13 protein-coding genes and 1 pseudogene are annotated in these 18141 nt (G+C 66.9%); 7 read left to right on the top strand and 7 right to left on the bottom strand.

What is annotated here, in order from left to right:
• The coding region (locus B3T59_RS02650) for a hypothetical protein (protein WP_287001431.1) at positions 1-196 on the bottom strand (196 nt) is incomplete at its 3' end.
• Positions 193-1464 carry a DUF3068 domain-containing protein gene (locus B3T59_RS02645; RefSeq protein ID WP_287001430.1) on the bottom strand — a complete coding sequence of 424 codons (1272 nt, stop codon included), beginning with the start codon at positions 1462-1464 and terminating at the stop codon, positions 193-195. The genes B3T59_RS02650 and B3T59_RS02645, both read right to left, overlap by 4 nt.
• A gap of 104 nt (positions 1465-1568) precedes the next feature.
• Here B3T59_RS02645 and B3T59_RS02640 point away from each other — a divergent pair, with 104 nt between their 5' ends.
• Entirely contained in the window at positions 1569-2912 is a 1344-nt protein-coding gene (locus tag B3T59_RS02640) for an acyltransferase (RefSeq protein WP_313318516.1), read from the top strand.
• Between the two features lie 884 nt (positions 2913-3796).
• On the opposite strand, the pseudogene B3T59_RS24650 reads toward B3T59_RS02640, so the two are convergent.
• The 3 genes and pseudogenes from B3T59_RS24650 to B3T59_RS02625 all read right to left on the bottom strand — a co-directional run.
• Positions 3797-7207: pseudogene (locus tag B3T59_RS24650) on the bottom strand (alpha-(1->3)-arabinofuranosyltransferase); the annotation flags it as partial.
• Positions 7208-7355: 148 nt separating this feature from the next.
• A complete protein-coding gene (locus B3T59_RS02630) occupies positions 7356-7553 on the bottom strand; it encodes a DUF2613 domain-containing protein (protein WP_287001428.1) in 198 nt (65 codons plus the stop codon).
• Between the two features lie 31 nt (positions 7554-7584).
• The gene (locus tag B3T59_RS02625; protein WP_287001427.1) at positions 7585-8184 is read right to left on the bottom strand and encodes a universal stress protein; all 600 of its coding nucleotides are present in this window, start codon (positions 8182-8184) and stop codon (positions 7585-7587) included.
• A gap of 14 nt (positions 8185-8198) precedes the next feature.
• Between B3T59_RS02625 and B3T59_RS02620 the strand changes: the two genes are divergently transcribed.
• Positions 8199-9401, top strand: coding sequence for a glycoside hydrolase family 3 N-terminal domain-containing protein (locus B3T59_RS02620; protein WP_287001426.1), 1203 nt, complete (start codon positions 8199-8201; stop codon positions 9399-9401).
• A 173-nt stretch (positions 9402-9574) separates the two neighbouring features.
• On the top strand, positions 9575-10204 hold the full coding sequence (locus B3T59_RS02615) for a TetR/AcrR family transcriptional regulator (protein WP_064861969.1): 630 nt from the start codon (positions 9575-9577) through the stop codon (positions 10202-10204).
• A gap of 126 nt (positions 10205-10330) precedes the next feature.
• Here the strand turns inward: B3T59_RS02615 and B3T59_RS02610 are convergent, their stop codons facing one another.
• Together B3T59_RS02610 and B3T59_RS02605 are read right to left on the bottom strand one after the other, a co-directional pair.
• Positions 10331-11233, bottom strand: a complete 903-nt coding sequence (locus B3T59_RS02610; RefSeq protein ID WP_064861970.1) for a MaoC family dehydratase — start codon at positions 11231-11233, stop codon at positions 10331-10333.
• A complete protein-coding gene (locus B3T59_RS02605; RefSeq protein ID WP_287001425.1) occupies positions 11233-12597 on the bottom strand; it encodes a 3-oxoacyl-ACP reductase in 1365 nt (454 codons plus the stop codon). Before B3T59_RS02605 ends, B3T59_RS02610 begins: the two co-directional genes overlap by 1 nt.
• Before the next feature lie 161 nt (positions 12598-12758).
• On the opposite strand from B3T59_RS02605, the gene B3T59_RS02600 reads away from it, so the two are divergent.
• The 4 genes from B3T59_RS02600 to B3T59_RS02585 all read left to right on the top strand — a co-directional run bounded on the left by B3T59_RS02600 (position 12759) and on the right by B3T59_RS02585 (position 17726).
• Entirely contained in the window at positions 12759-14054 is a 1296-nt protein-coding gene (locus B3T59_RS02600; RefSeq protein WP_287001424.1) for an acetyl-CoA C-acetyltransferase, read from the top strand.
• A 286-nt stretch (positions 14055-14340) separates the two neighbouring features.
• Entirely contained in the window at positions 14341-16044 is a 1704-nt protein-coding gene (locus B3T59_RS02595; RefSeq protein ID WP_287001423.1) for a VanW family protein, read from the top strand.
• Positions 16045-16363: 319 nt separating this feature from the next.
• Positions 16364-17140 (top strand): SDR family NAD(P)-dependent oxidoreductase, encoded by a 777-nt coding sequence (locus tag B3T59_RS02590; RefSeq protein WP_064861972.1) that lies wholly within the window; start codon positions 16364-16366, stop codon positions 17138-17140.
• 133 nt (positions 17141-17273) lie between these two features.
• Positions 17274-17726: a hypothetical protein gene (locus B3T59_RS02585; protein WP_287001422.1), complete on the top strand. Its 453-nt coding sequence runs from the start codon at positions 17274-17276 to the stop codon at positions 17724-17726.
• The last annotated feature ends 415 nt before the right edge of the window (positions 17727-18141 follow it).

Here is an 18141-nt window from a genome sequence, read left to right as displayed (position 1 = left end):
TGTTTGCCTTCACCGGCGCGGCGTTCGCGGTGTTACAGGTGGCGCTGCTCGCGGCCATTGCGCACGACCGCACCCGAATCTCGGTCCTCGCCTGGCTTTTCCTCGCCATCGAGGCGGCCGCGATCCTTCTTCTCGGGCACAGCGTGATACGCCTCGCGGTGATCGCCGCCGTCGCGGCTACCCTCTCTGCGGTCACGACAACTCTTGTGGCTCTTCGTTTTTCGCATCGGACTCCGTATCGTCGTCCCTCCGACGGCGCGGTTGGTCGTCGTTCCTCCGACGGCGTGGCCGGTGATCGACGACCCAGCGCTGCCACCGACCAGGGAACGTGAGCAGCGCACCCGCGATCAGCGCCAGCACGCCGACGATGCCCGCGATCAGTGGCACCACGCGACCCCAGATGGTGACGGGTCCGGCGAGCGACGCCGCGTCGTCGGCCATCGTGCGCTGCGTCGGGGAGTCGAAGCCGAACGTCGCGCGCAGATTGGTGAGCGCGACACCGGAGTCTGGGCCATCAGAACCGGCAACGCGGTAGGTCTGTGCGACGTCGACGCGTTCGTCGAGGATCACGCCAGTCGCGGCGTCGACCGAGATGTCCCACTTCGCCCGATGGTGCAGTGTCGCGGTGATCTGCCGGTTCGGGTCACCGTCGGAGATGCCGAACCACGACGCCGGTCGCGTGATGCGCGTGGCCGGGGTACCCGAGGGGGTTCCGGAGCCGATGGCGGCGAGGTCGGTGTCGGGAATCTCGGCGCGGTACCGGATCGCGGTGCGGCCGCCGACCTGTGACTCCCCGGCGTCGACGAGGGGGACGGTGCGACGCGTGGTGACGTCGAAGTACCGCGCGCCCGACGTCGGCGGATCGAAGGGCAGCACGTAGGTGTAGCCACGACGATCCGGCGCCTGGACCGGTGCGGAGTTGCTGTCGTACTGGATCTCGGAGTTACCCCGCGTTCCGCCGACGGCGCCGAGATCGGGCAGCGCGGAGTGACGGTTGAGCGTGACGCGGTCCCGGACCGCCGACACCGTCGGCGAGGTGCACGCGTCGGCACCCGCGGTGGGCGCGACCTCGCTGCCCGGTCGCGCGGCGTCGGACTCGGATTCCTTCCCGTCGAGCCAGATGCGGTCGGCCTGCACCGATGCGCCGGCCTGCAGCGTGACCCGTCGCGAGTCGGCGGGACGCACCGCCACGACGCGTTGCTGGCGCACGAGGGTCGCGTCGAGGACACGTGCGCGCGGGGTGTTCAGCGAGCAGCGGTCAAGGATCTGCGCGTGCTCGTCGTCGGACATGCCTGCCGTCGACACCGTGGTCTGGTCGGTGCTGAGCGGGATGGTGCGGAGGCGGTCGACGAACAGCGTCGGCAACGCGATGGTCACCGCGATCAAGAAGGCGCCGAGAAAGATGAGAGTCGGCCCGATGAGGTCGGCCGTGCTGAAACGGCTCGGGTTCCGGGCCTGCGACATGGGCACGACACTACTGTTCGCCTGTTGTTCGCCTCTCGGGTGTCGGTGCGGGTGTCGGTTCGCTGGCCGGATACGCGCCGCGCGATGGCCCGTATCCTGGCCTGATGCCAGACCCATCGACGACGCAGAGCGCCCCGTCGTCGAGTCGACCGGCGCCCAGGTTCTTTCCGCAGCTCGAGGGCATGCGCGCGGTGGCTGCGCTTGGGGTGCTCACCACGCACGTCGCCTTCCAGACGGGTGCCGTCGCGCTTCCGGTGCTCGGCCCGATCCTCGGCAGACTCGACCTCGCGGTCGCGCTGTTCTTCGCGCTGTCGGGGTTTCTGCTGTGGCGGCCGTGGGTGGCGAGCGCGCACGGCTGGTCGAGTGCGGGCCGGTCGGCTCACGCGGCGCATCCGCCGATACGCCGCTATCTGCGCCACCGTGTGGTGCGCATCTGGCCCGCCTACCTCGTCGTCGTGGTCGTCGTGTTGACTCTGCTGCCCGAGGCGCAGGGAGCCGACGCGACGGTGTGGTTCGCCAATCTCACGCTCACGCAGGTCTTTGTGCCGCTGTCGCTGACCGCGGGTCTGACCCAGATGTGGAGCCTCTCGGTCGAGGTCGCGTTCTATCTCCTGCTCCCGATCCTCGGCTTCGCGTTGTTCGCACTGCGCGGCCGCAGCGTGTCGGCCCGTATCCCCGTGCTGCTCGCGCTCGGTGCGGTGAGCCTGAGCTGGGGATGGATCGCCGAACTGCTTCCGACACCCGACGGCGTCGAACCGACCAACTGGGTGCTCGGACATCTCCCGTGGTTCGTCGCGGGCCTGGTGCTCGCCGAGGTCGCGGGCGCCGACGAACTGGGCCAGCCGACTCGCTTCACGCGGGTGGTCGCGGCGGTCGGCGCACGACGCAGGCTCATGCTCGTCGTGTTCGTCGTCGCGTACGGGCTCGCGTGCACACCTATCGCGGGCCCGACGGGGCTGGGAGTTCTCGCGCCGTGGCAGTTCGCCGTGAAGATGGCGCTGGGTGCGATCTGCGGTTTCACGCTGCTCGCCCCGCTGATCTGCTCGGATGGTCGGGCGGGAGTGCTGGCCAGGGTCTCCGACCGCCCGTTCCCGTTCCTGACCTCGCCGGCAATGCTCGCGCTCGGGCGGTGGTCGTACGGCATCTTCATCTGGCACGTCGCCGTACTCGCGGTGGTGTTCGGGCTGTTCGGGATCGTTCCGTTCACCGGCCACACCGCAGTGGTCTGGATCATCACCGCGATCCTCAGCATCGGGATCTCGGCGGCGAGTTACGCCTTCATCGAGGAGCCGTCGCGCAACTGGCTGCGCTCTCGGGAAGCGCGGCGTCGAGGGGCGACACCTGCCGCGCGCAGCCAGCGAAAAAGCGTGTCTCGCCACGACTCCGGCACGTCCGAGACGAGCGCCGAGAAGACAGTGCTCGCTACCGCGACGAACGCGGGAAGCTGAACCCACCACGCGAATCCGTTGTATCCGGACTCGGCATGCCACGGAGCCGCTGCGAGTCCGACGGTCGCCACAAGCATCGCCACAAAGGGCAGTACCACCCGCGCTCTCGGGCTCAGCGCCGCAACGGCTGCGCCGACGACGACGGAGATCGCAAGACCCCACCACCCCGCCAGTAGCCAGGACGCCGCCAGCCAGCCGGCACCGGCACACGCACACGTCGCGAGCGGCGTCGACGACGACTCGACGGTCGGCTCTGGTGCCGTCTCGGGTTCTCGTCGCGTGCGGATCGGCCATAGCGCAAGAACGAAAAGCACTGCGAGCAAGACGAACCCGACGAGCAGGGCCCAGCGGTAAGGCGTGTCGTAGCGGAACTCGAGAGCGACGGTTCCCGACGATCCGGCCGGAACCTCCCACCCCTGCTGCCAGCCGTTCACGACGACCGGCCGCAGCTCGGTGCCTCCCAGTCGCGCAACCCATCCGGGATTCTCGCTCTCGGGAACGACGAGGAGCCGCGCGGCGTCGGCGGCGTCGATTTGTACCGAACGCGACGTCGAGGCCCAGGTGAGGACGTGTGGCTTCTGGGTCGAATCCGGCTGTGTGGCAGAGGTATTCGACGCTGCTGCGGTACCGTAGCCGCCGCCTGCGTCGAGCCCGACGGTGTCGACGGTGAATGCGGTGCCCGGATTCGCCGAGAGTTCCTGCTCGCCGGCACCAAGACCTATGGTCGGCGTGCAGGGCTGTGCGACGACCGGCTCGCCTCTGCGCAATGCCCCGGCCGTCGTCTGGATCTGCATGCCGACCACCTGGCCCGACACCGTGATTCCCACACCGCCGTTGCAGCCAACGGAGATCGGGCGTGCATCGTCGAGCGGAGGTGCTTGCGGGGCGGGTTCGACTTGCACCTCGGCAATCCCGGTCGGTGCGACACTGGTGAATCCCAGGCTGTTGACGTCGATGAGGTCTCGTCGTGCGAGCACTGTGAGCGAAATATGGTCAGTGAATGCGGGGTTCAGGTCGACGATGCCGTCGCTTCCGACGGTGTGTTCCTGCGGGCCGGTTCCGAGGTCGACCGACACGCGCGTCGGCGCCGCAGGGTAGTCGTGCGGCATCACGAGGCGCAGGCGGTCGACGCGTTGCGCCGTGGGCAGCGATATGTCGAGGCGGGGGCGTGACTTTCGGCCGGACTTGTCACCGTCCTTGTCGTCGTCGCGGGCGGTCCACACGGTTGTCGGATCGCCGTCGACCGCAGCCTGTGCCGAGCCTCTCGGATCCGACACCGACGACGGCCCGCGCGCTGTCACAGCTCCCGGACGCGCCAGCAGTGCGTTGAGTGCATCGCCTGGTTTCGGTCGGAGCACCATCACGGGTGTGACGCTGGTCGGTTTCGGCACCGACAGTGCGAGCGTCATGACCCCGAGCGTCTCGGGTGAGAGGCCCAGTCCGCCAGCGCATCTCACGACATCGGTGGCCCGATCGCCCGGGGTGTTGTCGAGTAGACAGCTCGACCGTCCCGAGAGTTCCTGGGAGAGAACCCAACTCGACACCTTTGTATCTGCCTGCAGCGTCGGTAGCACCATGCGGTGGCGGATGGTGAGCGGCATGCCCGACGAGAGATCGGTGAGCGCGACCTCACCGAGCGCGAACTGGTTTCCTGCAGAACCATTCTCGGTACTGATGGCACGAATCTGAATCCAGCGGGTCGGACCACTGGGTGCGGTCACCGTCACGGGCTTGTTCGGCTCGACGCCCTGCGCAACCGTCGTACCCGCCTCGGTGGTGACCAGAATCGACGACACGTCTTCGCCGAGCGCCTTCGCCGTGGTCAGGCGGATGGCGAGATCGCTTCGCGGACGGGTGAAGTCGATGCGCATCCATTGCCCGACCGCAGACGACAGTCCGCTGCTCGCCCATGCCGTCGACGTGTCGCCGTCGAACGCGGCGGCAGGCGAACTCGCGGGCGACGTCTGGCCCGGCTGGGTGGCGTCCGACGCCGAGCCCGACGTCGAGACCGATACCTCGCCGGGCGCATTGTCGAGAAGCCACTGTCCCTCGACGAGGGGCTGATCGTCGACCGGGTAGTCGGGCGCGGCATTCTGGGTTCTGCGTGCATCGCCGGGCGCCCGGATGGCCGAGCTGTGGTCGTCGACGCGGCCGAAGTCGGTTTCGCGGTCGGCGGGGGTGTCGGTGACCACGAGCGGGGCACTTTCGAGACCGGCGCGAGCGGCGTCGGACTCGAGAATCGAGGGGCCGAGCGGGGCCATGCCGAGTCGTGCACGCAGATCTTGCACCGCGGCAATCGATTCCGGTCCGCCCGAGATGCGGGTTGTCGACGCCGTGTCCGTCAGTATCGGGCCGGTACCCGGGAACGACGCGACGTCGGAGTTGCCGCCGTGGTCGACCGCGAAGATCTGGATGGCGGGCATGTCGGGGCGTAACCCGTTGTCCCGCACCACACCTCTCGCCGACGGTGGGCCGACGCGCGGCCCGAACGTCGCAACACGACGAAGACCGGGTGAGCCCGTGAGCGTCTGCTGGGCGAGCAGGGGGCGGGCCGACCGTGATGTCTCCGGGTCGAGATCGGCTCGTAGGACGACGAAGTCGATGCCCTGGCCCGCGAGAGTCGCGGCGAGGCCTGGTGAGGGACGTCCGGCAGCGATGTCGCGTTGCACGGAGTCCATGGCGCGTATGGCCCCCGGCGGGGTCAGCGGTATGGCGTCACGCACCGCCCACGGCGTCGTCGAGAGTGGTTGGAGCGGTTCGTCGCGGGTGAGTCCCCAGAGCTGATCGGCGAACGGGGCACCCGGGACGACGAGCGCACGACCGGGATTCGCTGAGTTGCCGGGATCATTGCCGTCGGGGTCATCCCCGTCGGCATGGTCGCGCAGCCAGTCGGCGGTCTGCTGCCAGTACCCGGGGATCGCGCGGTAGGTACCGTCCGGGGCCAGCTGCCCGGTCCACACCAGCGAACCCGCACCGATCAGGGCGACGACGAGAACCATGGTCGCGGCGACCGGGCGCGAGCGCTCGGGATGTGCGAACGCGGAGAACGTCTCTCGTGCCGACGCCGTACCGGGTAGTGGAACGCGCGCGAGTAAATGCGCGAATCCGAGGACCAACGGGATTCTGATGAACGGCTCGAACTTGTGGATGTTGCGGAGAAAGGCGCCGGGGCCGTCGAGGAAGACTCGGATCGGTTCTGCGATCGGTGAGCCCAGGCCACCGGCATAGCCCACGCACATCAGGACGAGGCCGACGACGAGAATGGCGACCCAGCGTCCGCGAAACGGTATGCGGCGCATGCACAGTCCGGCAAGTCCCGCTGCCGCGAGTGTCCCGGTGGCGAGCACAGCCGCGGGCTGTGTCGTCAGCACGGCTCCCGCGATGCGCTCGGGCGAGACGAACGGAGTCCACGAACTGGTGCCGCGCAGCACCTCGGTGAGCGACGTCCATTCCGTTGTGACACGCGAGGATTCGATGAAGTCGAGAAACGGGGGCGACACGCGCGACAGGATCAGTAGCGGCACCACCCACCACGTGCACGCGAGCACCAGCGCGCCCGCCCACGCGACGCCGAAGCGCAGCCCGCGGCGGGTGGTCTCGACTCGGGTGCTCGCTCCGCTCGCGCCCGGCTCGACCAGCGGGTGGGTTCTCCCGCTGAATGAGTTCCGCCCGCTGATTGAGCTTGTCGAAATCACCCACCACACCACGGCGACGCCCAGCGCGGCGAGGGTGGCCACGGCGTTCACCGCGCCCATCAGCGCCACCGCGACCGCCGACCGGCACGCGTCGCGCCACAGCGGATACGGCGACGGCTGATCGGCGTCGAGCGCCCGCACCACAGGGATCAACACCCACGGTGCGAGCATCATCGGCAGTGTCTCCGACGAGATCGAACCCAGCGTCGTCAACACCCGCGGGCTCAGGACGAAGACCAGTGCGGCGAGAAGTCGTGAACCCGGTGAGCCGGTCCGCAGCAGTTCGGCGAGACGCACGATTCCCACGAATCCGACGGTCAGCAGGATCGCCCACCACAGACGCTGGGTGATCCACGGCGGAATGTGCGCCAACTCGCCGACGGCGAAGAACGCGCCATGCGGGAAGAAGTAGCCGTACGCCTGATTCTGTACCTGCCCCATCGGGGCGGTCGGTGTCCACAGGTGAGCAGCCCTGGCCAAGAAGCCGACCGGGTCGGCGGTGAGGTCGAGTTTGGTGTCGGCGGAGATCCGGCCCGGCGACTGCAGCAGGCTGACGGCCAGCGCCACGAGGAAGACGACGCCGACGCCGCGTCGACTCATCGCGCGGCCGCCAGTGTGCCCCTGATCGTCAGTGTGCATCTGATCGTCAGTGCGCATCCGACCGGCTGAATGCATCTGACCAAGTGAGCGGTCGCGGAGCCTCAGATGCTGCGTGATTCGATGCGAGAGTGTCCGATGCGAGGTGCGCTCACTTGTTGTCGGCGTTCTGGCGTGAGCCGTAGTCGACGGACCCCTGCACGAACCCGCTGTTGGGGTTGATGTTGTTGACGTCTGTCGACGGGCTGTTCTCCGACGCGATCGCTCCGCCGAGGAATACCGCACCCAGGCCGACGATGATGCCGGCGATACCAGCCACGGCTCCGGCGATCAGTCGGTTGTTGCGCATGCGGACGAAACTACCATTTCGCCGGTCAACCTCAGATGGTGATCTCTGGGCGTGGCTCGGACTCGCACTTGGCGGGGACGATGAAAACCGGACGGTGACAGTGCTTGAGTACGCGTTCTGCGACGGACGAGCGAAGGAGCGCTTTGAAGCCGGTGGCGCCGCGGGTACCGGTCACCAGCAGATCGGCGTCCAACGAGTCGGCGGCCGCGATGAGTGCCGCCCACACCGTCGAATCGGCTTCGACCAGGGTTCCCGTGGCCTCCAAACCCCACTCGGTCGCGAGTGCGACGCCGCGCGCGTTGGTCTCGGTCGCCTCTCGCTCGAGCGCCTCGTCGACTTCGATTTCTGCCCTTGTGTCCAGATACGGCTGCATTCCTGCCGCCAACGACGAGACCCGGGGAGCGCTCATCGCACCGGGCTCCCACGCGGTGACGACGTGCGCCACGCGGGCCTGGAGGAAGCGTGCTGCGTATCGGATGGCGCGATCGGCGTTCGGAGAGCCGTCGTATGCGATCAGCAGAGTCTGGCCGGAACGGGAAGGTTGGATCTTTTCGCGCTGGTCAGCGCCACCGGGGCCAAGTGGGCCGGTGGGGGAGGGTGACGACCCCGCAGCCATGTGGGAATCGTACATGCCAGACTCGGTACATGGGCCTTGATCGACGACGTTTCACAGGTGTCCGGACGGCTGGTGTCGTGCTCGCGGTCGCCGCAACGCTGACGGCATGCCAGACCAGTTCGTCCGGTGGCGGATCGTCGACGACGTCGGCGTACGCGTCGACTCCCGCATCGCAGAGCGTGCCCGCGTCCGCGTCGTCGCCTGCAATGGCACCCAATGCGTGTGGTGCTTCGGAGCTGTCAAGAATGACGTTGCGACAGAAACTCGCTCAGCTCATCGTCGTCGGCGTCACGGGAACCGCCGACGCCACGCAGGTGGTGCAACGCGAGCACATCGGCGGCATCTTCGTCGGGAGTTGGACCGACAAGTCGATCCTGACCAGCGGCGCCGCCGCCCGACTGTCACGCTCGCAGCCATTCCCGCTGATGGTGACCGTCGACCAGGAGGGTGGCCGCGTGTCGCGGTTGTCGTCGCTGGGTATCGACAGTCCGTCGGCGCGCGAGCTGGCCCAGACCAAGACTCCCGCCCAGGTGCGCACCTTTGCGGCGTCGATCGGCGGTCAGCTCAAGCGGCTCGGAATCACCGTCGACTTCGCGCCCGACGCCGATGTGAGCGACGAGAGCGCCGACGAGGTGATCGGTGATCGTTCGTTCAGCAACGATCCGCAGGTCGTCACGCAGTATGCGGGCGCGTTTGCCGCCGGGCTCGAGGACGCGGGCATCATGCCCGTCTACAAACACTTCCCCGGCCACGGGCACGGCTCGGGCGACTCGCACACCGGGGTCGTGCGCACACCGCCGCTGTCGTCGCTCATCACCAGCGACCTCGTGCCGTACAAGACGCTGCTGCGCAACCCCGGAAACGCGGGTGTGATGGTCGGACACCTGATCGTGCCGGGACTGACCGGTCCGGAGACGCCGTCGAGCATCAGTCCCCGTGCGATGACCATGCTGCGCACGGGCAAGCCCTACGGCGGTCCTGCGTTCAACGGAGTCGTGTTCTCCGACGACCTGTCGGGCATGGCCGCGATCAGCGAGCGCTACCCCATCGAGCAGGCCGCGCTGATGTCGATCAAGGCCGGTGGCGACATCGCGCTGTGGATCACCACCGACCGCGTCTCGTCGGTGCTCGACTCGATGCAGAGCGCCGTGACCGCCGGTACGCTCACGCAGGCTCGCGTCGACCGATCCGTCGTGCGGATTCTGCGGGCCAAGGGCGTGCTGCACTGCTGAGGTGGTGAGGGCCGCTGACGTGGGTAGGGCTGCTGAGTGTTGCGCATTCGCAATCAGGAATGAGGCAGAGCACATCTCGTAGGCGGTGCCGGTTGTGCCGCCGGGAAACTTACTCACTGGTAAAGTTGTTGGGTAACCCACATGTAGGCAGCGCCGCACGGAGGAGATGAGCGATGGCAGGCGGAACCAAGCGTCTCCCGCGCGCGGTTCGCGAGCAACAGATGCTCGACGCCGCGGTGAAGGTGTTCTCAGAGAACGGGTTCCGCGAGACGTCGATGGACTCGATCGCGGCAGAGGCTCAAATAAGCAAGCCGATGCTCTACCTGTACTACGGCTCCAAGGACGAACTCTTCAGTGCCTGCATCGCGCGTGAGTCCGGACGATTCATCGACGCGATGGCGATCGGCTTCGATCCCACTCTGCGACAGCGCGATCAGGCCCGAACCGTGGTCCGCGAGTTCTTGGGATACGTCGACCAGCACCGGCAGTCGTGGAAGGTGCTCTATCGCGTGGCGATCGGCACGGCCAACTTCGCGCAGATCGTCCGCGACAGCCGCGACCGCGTCACCGACATGGTCGCCGAACTGATTCGACGCGGCACCACGGTCGAGGGCGCGAGTGACGTCGACTTCGAACTGACCGCTGTTGCACTCGTCGGTGCGGGAGAGGCTGTCGCAGACCGCATTTCGGAGGGCGATGTCGATATCGACACTGCCACAGACCTTTTGGTCGGTATCACCTGGCGCGGACTGAAGGGCGTCGGCCGGGGCGGTGGCGTCGGCGACGAGGGTGCCACGGCGTAGCGACCGCACGTCTCACGTCGGTCGAATCTCTCAACCAGTCCTCGACCCGCGTCGCAACACAAAACTGCCGCCTCCCCGATACCCCGGAGAAGCGGCAGTTCTGGTGCTGTTACCCGCCCGCGATGGTCACGCCCCTCGCGTGGTGGCGGTCAGGTACGGATAACCCTTGCGCCGGTTGAGGATCGCGATGTCGAAGTTGCCGGACGATTTCCCGCCGACCCCGTCGATGCGTCGGACATAGAGGTTGACCTTCGCCGGAAGCAGGATCGGCTTACCCCACTTCACGGCGTAGGTGACGTGGTCGGGCAGCTGCGGCTCGACGTTGGCGATTGCTGCTGCGGCACTCCACATTCCGTGCGCGATGGCCTTGGGGAATCCGAACGCCTTGGCGCTCAGATCGCTCATGTGGATCGGATTGCGGTCACCCGATGCCGCGGCGTACTCGCGGATGCGGCCGAGATCAACCGACAGGATCGCGTTCGGCGGCGGCGGAGCCTGTTCACGCGGCGCGGGGCCGCGTGGTTCGTCGGACAGGCTGGTGCGCTGCTGCGAGAGGAAAGTCGCCACCTGGCGCGTCACCGGCTCGGTGCCGACGCTGAACTCCGACACCATGTCGACGAGAATGCCCTTGCGGTGTTCGCGCAGATTCTCGGCATGCGTCTCGATGGTCAGCGGCTCGTCGACGCCGATCGGACGGAACCGTTCGATGGTGTTTTCCAGATGCACCGAACCGACTGCGCCGAAAGGGAAGTCGCCGTCGGTCATGATCTTCATCGCGAGCGGGAACTGCAGCACGAACGGGTACGTGATCGGTAGCACCGGACCGTACTGCTGTCCGGTCGCGAGCGTATACGCGTGCAGGCGGTCGGGGTCGACACGCACGTTCTCGAGGCGATATCGCCTGTCCGGTAGCGGAGTGTCGGGACGCACCGACCCCGACTTGCCGATCACCGGCAGCATGGCGGTGACGGCCTTCGAATACACGTCGAGCGTGCTCGGAGGGCCGTCGAGTGTGATCGTCTTGCTCATCAGGCCCCCAGGAATCCCTGGCCGCAGACGCGAACCACGTTGCCGGTGATGGCATTGCTCGCCGGGTTGGCGAAGTAGGCGACGGTCTCCGCGACGTCGACGGTCTGGCCGCCCTGCTGCAGCGAGCTCATCAGACGGCCGGCCTCACGGGTGGCGAGCGGAATCGCCGCGGTCATCTTGGTCTCGATGAAGCCTGGCGCCACCGCGTTGATGGTGATGCCCTTCTTCTTGAGGAGCGGCGAGTACGCGTCGACGAGGCCGATGACGCCTGCCTTCGACGCGCCGTAGTTGGTCTGGCCGCGATTGCCCGCGATGCCCGCGATGGAGCTGACGTCCACGACGGCGCCGCCGGAGCGCAGCGCATCGGACTCGATGAGCGCGTTCACAAGTGACTGCGGCGCAACGAGATTGACCGAGATCACAGAGTTCCAGCGGCCCTCGTCCATGTTGGCGAGCAGCTTGTCGCGCGTGATTCCGGCGTTGTTGACGATGATGTCGATGCCGCCGTGACGCTCGAGTGCGTGCTCGGCGAGCTTGCTGCCGGCGTCGGGTGCGCTCACGTCGAGCGGGAATGCGGTGCCGTTGACCTTGTTCGCGGTCTCGGCGAGTGCTTCACCGGCGGCGGGGATGTCGGCGCAGATCACGTGGGCGCCGTCACGTGCCAGCACCTCGGCGATGGTCGCGCCGATACCGCGCGCGGCACCGGTGACAACCGCGACCTTGCCGTCGAGCGGCTTGTCCCAGTTGGCGGGAGCGACCGAATCGTCGGCGTCGACGCGGATCACCTGGGCATCGACGAACGCCGACTTGGCCGAGAGCACGAAGCGCAGCGTCGACTCGAGTCCCGTGACACCGGTCTTGGCGTCGGGGGAGACGTAGACGAGCTGAACGGTCGACCCCTTCAGCAACTCCTTGCCGAGCGACCGCGTGAAGCCCTCGAGCGCGCGCTGGGCGACGTGCTCGTCGGGGTCGTCGATGAGCTCGGGAGTGGTGCCGAGCACGACGAATCGCGCGCAGGCCGCCGTCGAGCGCATGACCGGCTGGAAGAACTCGTACAGCGCGCTGAGGTCGGCTGCCTTCTTGATGCCCGTCGCATCGAAGACCAGGCCGCCGTACTTGTCGGCGCTGCGACCCGTGGTCGCGTTGTGGATCAGGGTGTAGTCAGGAGTGGAGAGGATCTCGCGGACCGGCTCGACGAGTCGGCCGTCGCCGCCGAGCAGCACCGGACCCGGAAGCGGCGGCTCCGACGGCTTGTAGCGACGCAGTTTCGGGGGCACCGGGAGTCCTGCCTGCTTGGCAATGAACGATCCGGGGCCGGAATGGACAAAACTCGAATACAGACCGGCGGTTCCGTTGGAAGCCACGTGAATCTCCTCTGATCGTGATGTGCGGCTCATGTGCAGGTGAATCGATGAGTCGGTTGTCGGGTAGTCGACGGACCCGGGGTCCGCAGCAGTTCGACAACTAACTTACTCTGGAGTAAGAATACGCTATAAGTGTCAACCCTCATCCCTGGGAGATCCAAGTGGCTTACACACCCAAGACTCGCGACGAGCGTCCGGTCGCGATCCTCGGCGGCAACCGCATTCCGTTCGCACGCCAGGACAAGGCATACGCCAAGGTCGGCAACCAAGACATGTTCACCGCGGCCCTCGACGGCCTGGTCAGCCGCTTCAACCTCCAGGGCGAGCGCCTCGGCATGGTCGCGGGCGGTGCGGTCCTCAAGCACTCGCGTGATTTCAATCTCATCCGCGAATGCGTGCTCGGATCGCCGCTCTCGCCGTACACCCCGGCCTTCGACATCCAGCAGGCGTGCGGCACCGGCCTGCAGGCGATCACGGCTGTCGCGGACGGCATCGCGCGCGGTCGCTACGACGTCGCGGTCGGTGGCGGCGTCGACACCACGTCCGACGCCCCGATCGGTGTCTCTGAGGACCTGCGACTGTCGCTGCTGGAGGTCAACCGTGCGCGGTCGCCCAAGGACCAGGTGCTCGGGATTCTGAAGGCGCTGCCCAATCTCGGTATCGAGATTCCCAAGAACGGCGAGCCGCGCACCGGCATGTCGATGGGCGAGCATGCGGCCATCACCGCCAAGGAATTCGGCATCAAGCGCGCCGACCAGGATGCACTGGCCGCGGCGAGCCACCAGAAGATGGCAGCCGCCTACGACGCGGGCTTCTTCGACGACCTGATCACCCCGTACCAGGGCCTGATGCGCGACCAGAACCTGCGCGGCGACTCGACCGTCGAGAAGCTCGCCAAGCTCAAGCCGGTCTTCGGTGTCTCGCTGGGTGACGCCACGATGACCGCAGGCAATTCGACGCCGCTCACCGACGGTGCGTCGACCGTGCTGCTCTCGTCCGACGAGTGGGCACAGGAGAAGGGCCTGCCGGTGCTGGCCTACTTCGTCGACTCCGAGACCGCGGCCGTCGACTACGTCAACGGACCCGACGGACTGCTCATGGCTCCCACCTACGCGATCCCGCGTCTGCTCAAGCGCAACGGCCTGACGCTGCAGGACTTCGACTTCTACGAGATCCACGAGGCGTTCGCGTCGGTCGTCCTCGCCACGCTGCAGGCGTTCGAGAGCGAGGAGTACTGCAAGGAGCGACTCGGACTCGACTCCGCGCTCGGCTCGATCGACCGCAGCAAGCTCAACGTCAACGGCTCCTCGTTGGCGGCGGGCCATCCGTTCGCGGCGACCGGTGGTCGGATCGTGGCCCAAGCTGCCAAGCAGATCAAGGCCAACGGTGGCGGACGCGCGCTCATCTCGATCTGTGCCGCGGGCGGCCAGGGCGTCACCGCGATCATCGAGGGCTGAGGCTTCCTACCGAGGCCTTCCTACCGAGGCCTTCCCACCGAGGCCTCCCTACCGAGCCTCCCTAGAGAACCATCCTTCCTGTCAGTTCGGTCAAAGGTTTTCCAACGGGCTGTAACGAATCGGGAAGCAGGGTAGATATACGTGTTAGCTCCGGTTGAGCTGTCAGACCCCCGACCCGACAGCTCAACCGGAGCGCCTGCTTTTCCCAGGTCAGAAGCGCCCACTCCCGGAGCTCGACCTGACGGAGCGAGCGGAGCCCACCTCGCCCGCGTCTGAAATGTCCTGTATGACTGACAAAGTGTTCACCGCCTCCGCACGTCGTCGACGTGTCGGTGCGCGACTGATCACCGGTGTGGTGCTTCTCACATCTTTGGTTCTGGCCGTCGATCTGGTCGTCACGAGTTCGCATTCGGCCCGCGGCGCGACCACGGCGGGCCTCGACGTCGGAAACCTCTCACGCACTCAGTTGACCCCGGCGCTCACGCAGCTGCAGAAGCGAGCCGTGCAGCCCGTCACGATCAGGACCCCGTCGGGAACCGCGGCGGTGGCGCCGCACGAACTCGGGCTGTCTTTCGACGCCGACGCGACCACCGAGCGTCTGATGCGGCAACCGCGGAGTCTTTTCGACCGCATTGCGTCGCTGTTCGGACGTAGCCAGGACGTCGAGCCGGTCGTCCACGTCGATCGCTCACGCTTGAACTCGACGCTCGATGCGCGCAAGGCCGACTTGGAGAAGGCCGCCGTCGAGGGCGGTGTTCGGTATCGCGGTGCCACTCCGGTCGCCGAGATGCCGAGCAAGGGTCTGCGCGTCGTACGTGAGCGTGCTGCCGATGAGCTCGCCGATCATTGGCTTGACGACGCCGGCCCGATCGACCTCCCCATGGAGCCGTTCTCGCCGACGGTATCGGCGGAGACGGTGCGTCGAACTGTCGACGGTCCGGCCACCCGCGCGACGTCGGCGTCGCTGGCGATCACCGGAACCGACGGCGCGCGCACCCGGTTGAGCCCCGACGACCTCGGCTCGGTGCTGCGCTTCGAGGCTGACGGTCGCGGCGGGCTCGTCGTACGCGCCGACGAGAAGGCGGTGTCGAAGCGTGTAGGCGCAGATCTCGCCCGTACCGAGCGGGCCCCGGTCAGCGCGACGTTCCGTCTGAGCGGCGGCAGCCCACAGGTGGTGCCCGCCCGCGACGGCGCACGCATCGACTGGCGAAAGACAACACAGACCATCGTCGACGCCGCGCTCGCCGACGATCGCCCCGACACCGTGAGCGCCACCTACCAGGTACGCAAACCGAAGGTGACGACCGACAAGGCCAAGAGCCTCGGTGTGAAGGAAGTGGTCTCGGAGTTCACCACGGGCGACTTCTCGTCGGCGTCGGGCGAGAACATCCGGCTGGTGGCCGAGCAGGTCGACGGCGCCGTGGTGCTCCCGGGCGAGACGTTCTCGTTGAACTCCTACACCGGTCCACGCGGTGAGGCGCAGGGTTACGTCACGTCGACGATCATCGATCACGGCAGGCCGTCGAAGGCGGTCGGCGGTGGGATCTCGCAGTTCGCGACCACGCTGTACAACGCGTCGTACTTCGCGGGCCTCGAGGATGTCGACCACACCGAGCACAGCTACTACATCTCGCGGTACCCGGAGGCGCGTGAGGCGACGGTCTTCGAGGGCGCGATCGATCTCGTCTTCCGGAACAACACCCGCCACGGAATCCTGATCGAGACCGGATGGACGCCCTCGAGTGTGATCGTGCGCATGTGGAGCACCAAGACGGTCGACGTCGAGTCGATCACCGGCGACCGCTACGCCTACACCTCACCCTCGGTCGTCGAGTTGCCTCGCGGTGACGAATGCTTGGCCGACAACGGGATTCGCGGCTTCACGACGTCGAACACCCGGGTCATCTCCGACGCCGTCACCGGCGCCGAGATCAACAGACACACACGCACCGTGAAGTACGACCCCGAGCCGATCATCCGCTGCGTCTGACCATCGACTGTGCGCTCGAGAGCGTCGACTGGGTATCTCGCGTCGGGTATTTCACGCCAGGGAAACGGCGACTACGAGCGCGACGAGTGCTGTCGTCTGCAGTGAGCTGTGGTCTTCCCTGCACGGCATGTGCACGCTCGCTCGTCGGCACCGACTCGATCCCGCACTGGGCTCGCGGCGGCGCGACCTTCTCGTCGCCATGTTCACCGATCGGGCTCCGTGAACCGATCGGGCGTCGTGAGCCTCTGACGATTCGTGCTCCCGAGCGATCGCTCGGCCCCGCTGTTATCCGCGACACAGTTCGTCGTAGGCTGGCCACGTGGATATCAACGGAGCAAGTGCAATCGTGACGGGTGGGGCGTCGGGTATCGGCGCCGCAGTGGTTCGCCAGTTGGCCGCCAAGGGCGCGAAGGTCGTCGTCGCCGACCTCAACGCCGACAAGGGCGGACTGCTGGCCAAGGAAGTGGGCGGCGAGTTCGTCTCGGTGGACGTCACCGACACCGCCGAGATCGAGACCGCTGTCAATCAGGCGAGCGAGCTCGGCCCGCTCCGTGTGCTGGTCAACTCGGCGGGCATCGGCTGGGCGCAGCGCACCGTCGGCAAGGACGGCGAGTTCGCCTCGGCCCACAACCTCGACGCGTACAAGAAGGTCATCGCGATCAATCTGATCGGCACCTTCGACGCAATTCGTCTCGCGGCCACCGCGATGAGCCGCCTCGAGCCCACCGAGACCGGAGAGCGCGGCGCGATCGTGTCGATGGCCAGCGTCGCGGCATTCGACGGACAGATCGGTCAGGCCGCGTACTCGTCGTCGAAGGGTGGCGTCGTGGGCATGACGCTCCCGGTCGCGCGCGACCTGTCGGCCGTCGGCATCCGCGTCAACACCGTGGCACCCGGCCTGATCGACACCCCGATCTACGGCTCGGGCCCCGACTCCGACGCATTCAAGGCCAACCTCGGCAAGAACGTCCTGTTCCCGAAGCGTCTCGGTGAGCCCGACGAACTCGCCTCGATGGTCATCGAGTTGGTCAGCAACTCCTACATGAACGCCGAGGTCGTCCGCGTCGACGGCGGAATCCGGATGCCACCGAAGTAGTAGGCGGAACAGCTCACTACAGACCACTCTCACAGGGCGAGAACTCCCACCGCACGAGTTGGCGGTGGGAGTTCTCGCGTCTGGAATTGAGTAGGCCCTGGCCGATGCGGTGTGCGTGGATCACACTGGACCCGTGGGCGATCCGCGCTTCTTCCGGATGACGAGTCGCTGGAGTCTGCCCTTCGCCCGAACCGCGGTCTTCGACGCCTTGGCCGACGCCGATGCCTACCCGTTGTGGTGGCCGCAGGTTTACGACGTCCACCGCGTCGACGAACGTTCCGGCACTGCGAGACTGCGTTCCCTTCTCCCGATGTCGTTGTACGTCAGTGCGGTCGAACAAGTTCGCGATCCCCGACGCGGAATCCTCCGCGCGACCCTTGCCGGCGATCTCGTCGGCTGGAGTCAGTGGTGTGTGTCGCAGACGGACGACGTGACCACCGCAGACTTCACTCAGGAAGTGGTCCTCCGCAAGCAGATTCCTGTCTGGCTGGTGACAGTGTGCCGTCCGCTGTTGGCGCTCAACCACTCTCACATGATGCGCGCGGGAAACGGCGGTCTGATTCGACGACTCGGCGAGGCCGGCTGAACTCCACGCGGACGGATCGATCTGTGGCGTTGCCTGACGGCGGCTGCTACTCGGATCTTCGTAAATGTGTGTCCAATCGAAGGATGTTGGTGCTGCAGCACCCACATCTACCGATTCAACACACATTTAGGCTCTGTCTGCAGCAGTGCTAGGCGGCCGACCGGGAAAAACCCAGAACAATAACCGCGGCCCCGCAACCGGGCGGGTTCACATGATCGTCGCAACACTCTCAGGTGAGAGGTTGCGGCGATCATGTCGTTTCAGGAGGACTGTGTTCGGTTCGGTGACCAGTTGGCGAGGCTGGTGGATGCCGGGGTGCCGGTGAAGGAAGCCGCTGTTGGGGTGGGCGAGCCGCGGCATCGGTGCTACGCGATTCTCCGGGCGATCGGTCGGCCGGAGGGGCGGGCTCGTCGGC

This window comes from Gordonia sp. UBA7860 (assembly GCF_002500165.1).
In the GTDB taxonomy this organism is placed as follows: domain Bacteria; phylum Actinomycetota; class Actinomycetes; order Mycobacteriales; family Mycobacteriaceae; genus Gordonia; species Gordonia sputi.
The sequence above is the reverse complement of the archived record's forward strand: the minus strand, read 5'-3'. Positions and strand labels throughout refer to the sequence as shown.

Bases quoted from the DNA above. Each gene is read 5' to 3' on its own strand.
- B3T59_RS02645 (WP_287001430.1), bottom strand. From the start codon at position 1,464: ATGTCGCAGGCCCGGAACCCGAGCCGTTTCAGCACGGCCGACCTCATC.
- B3T59_RS02640 (WP_313318516.1), top strand. From the start codon at position 1,569: ATGCCAGACCCATCGACGACGCAGAGCGCCCCGTCGTCGAGTCGACCG.
- B3T59_RS02630 (WP_287001428.1), bottom strand. From the start codon at position 7,553: ATGCGCAACAACCGACTGATCGCCGGAGCCGTGGCTGGTATCGCCGGC.
- B3T59_RS02625 (WP_287001427.1), bottom strand. From the start codon at position 8,184: ATGTACGATTCCCACATGGCTGCGGGGTCGTCACCCTCCCCCACCGGC.
- B3T59_RS02620 (WP_287001426.1), top strand. From the start codon at position 8,199: ATGGGCCTTGATCGACGACGTTTCACAGGTGTCCGGACGGCTGGTGTC.
- B3T59_RS02615 (WP_064861969.1), top strand. From the start codon at position 9,575: ATGGCAGGCGGAACCAAGCGTCTCCCGCGCGCGGTTCGCGAGCAACAG.
- B3T59_RS02610 (WP_064861970.1), bottom strand. From the start codon at position 11,233: ATGAGCAAGACGATCACACTCGACGGCCCTCCGAGCACGCTCGACGTG.
- B3T59_RS02595 (WP_287001423.1), top strand. From the start codon at position 14,341: ATGACTGACAAAGTGTTCACCGCCTCCGCACGTCGTCGACGTGTCGGT.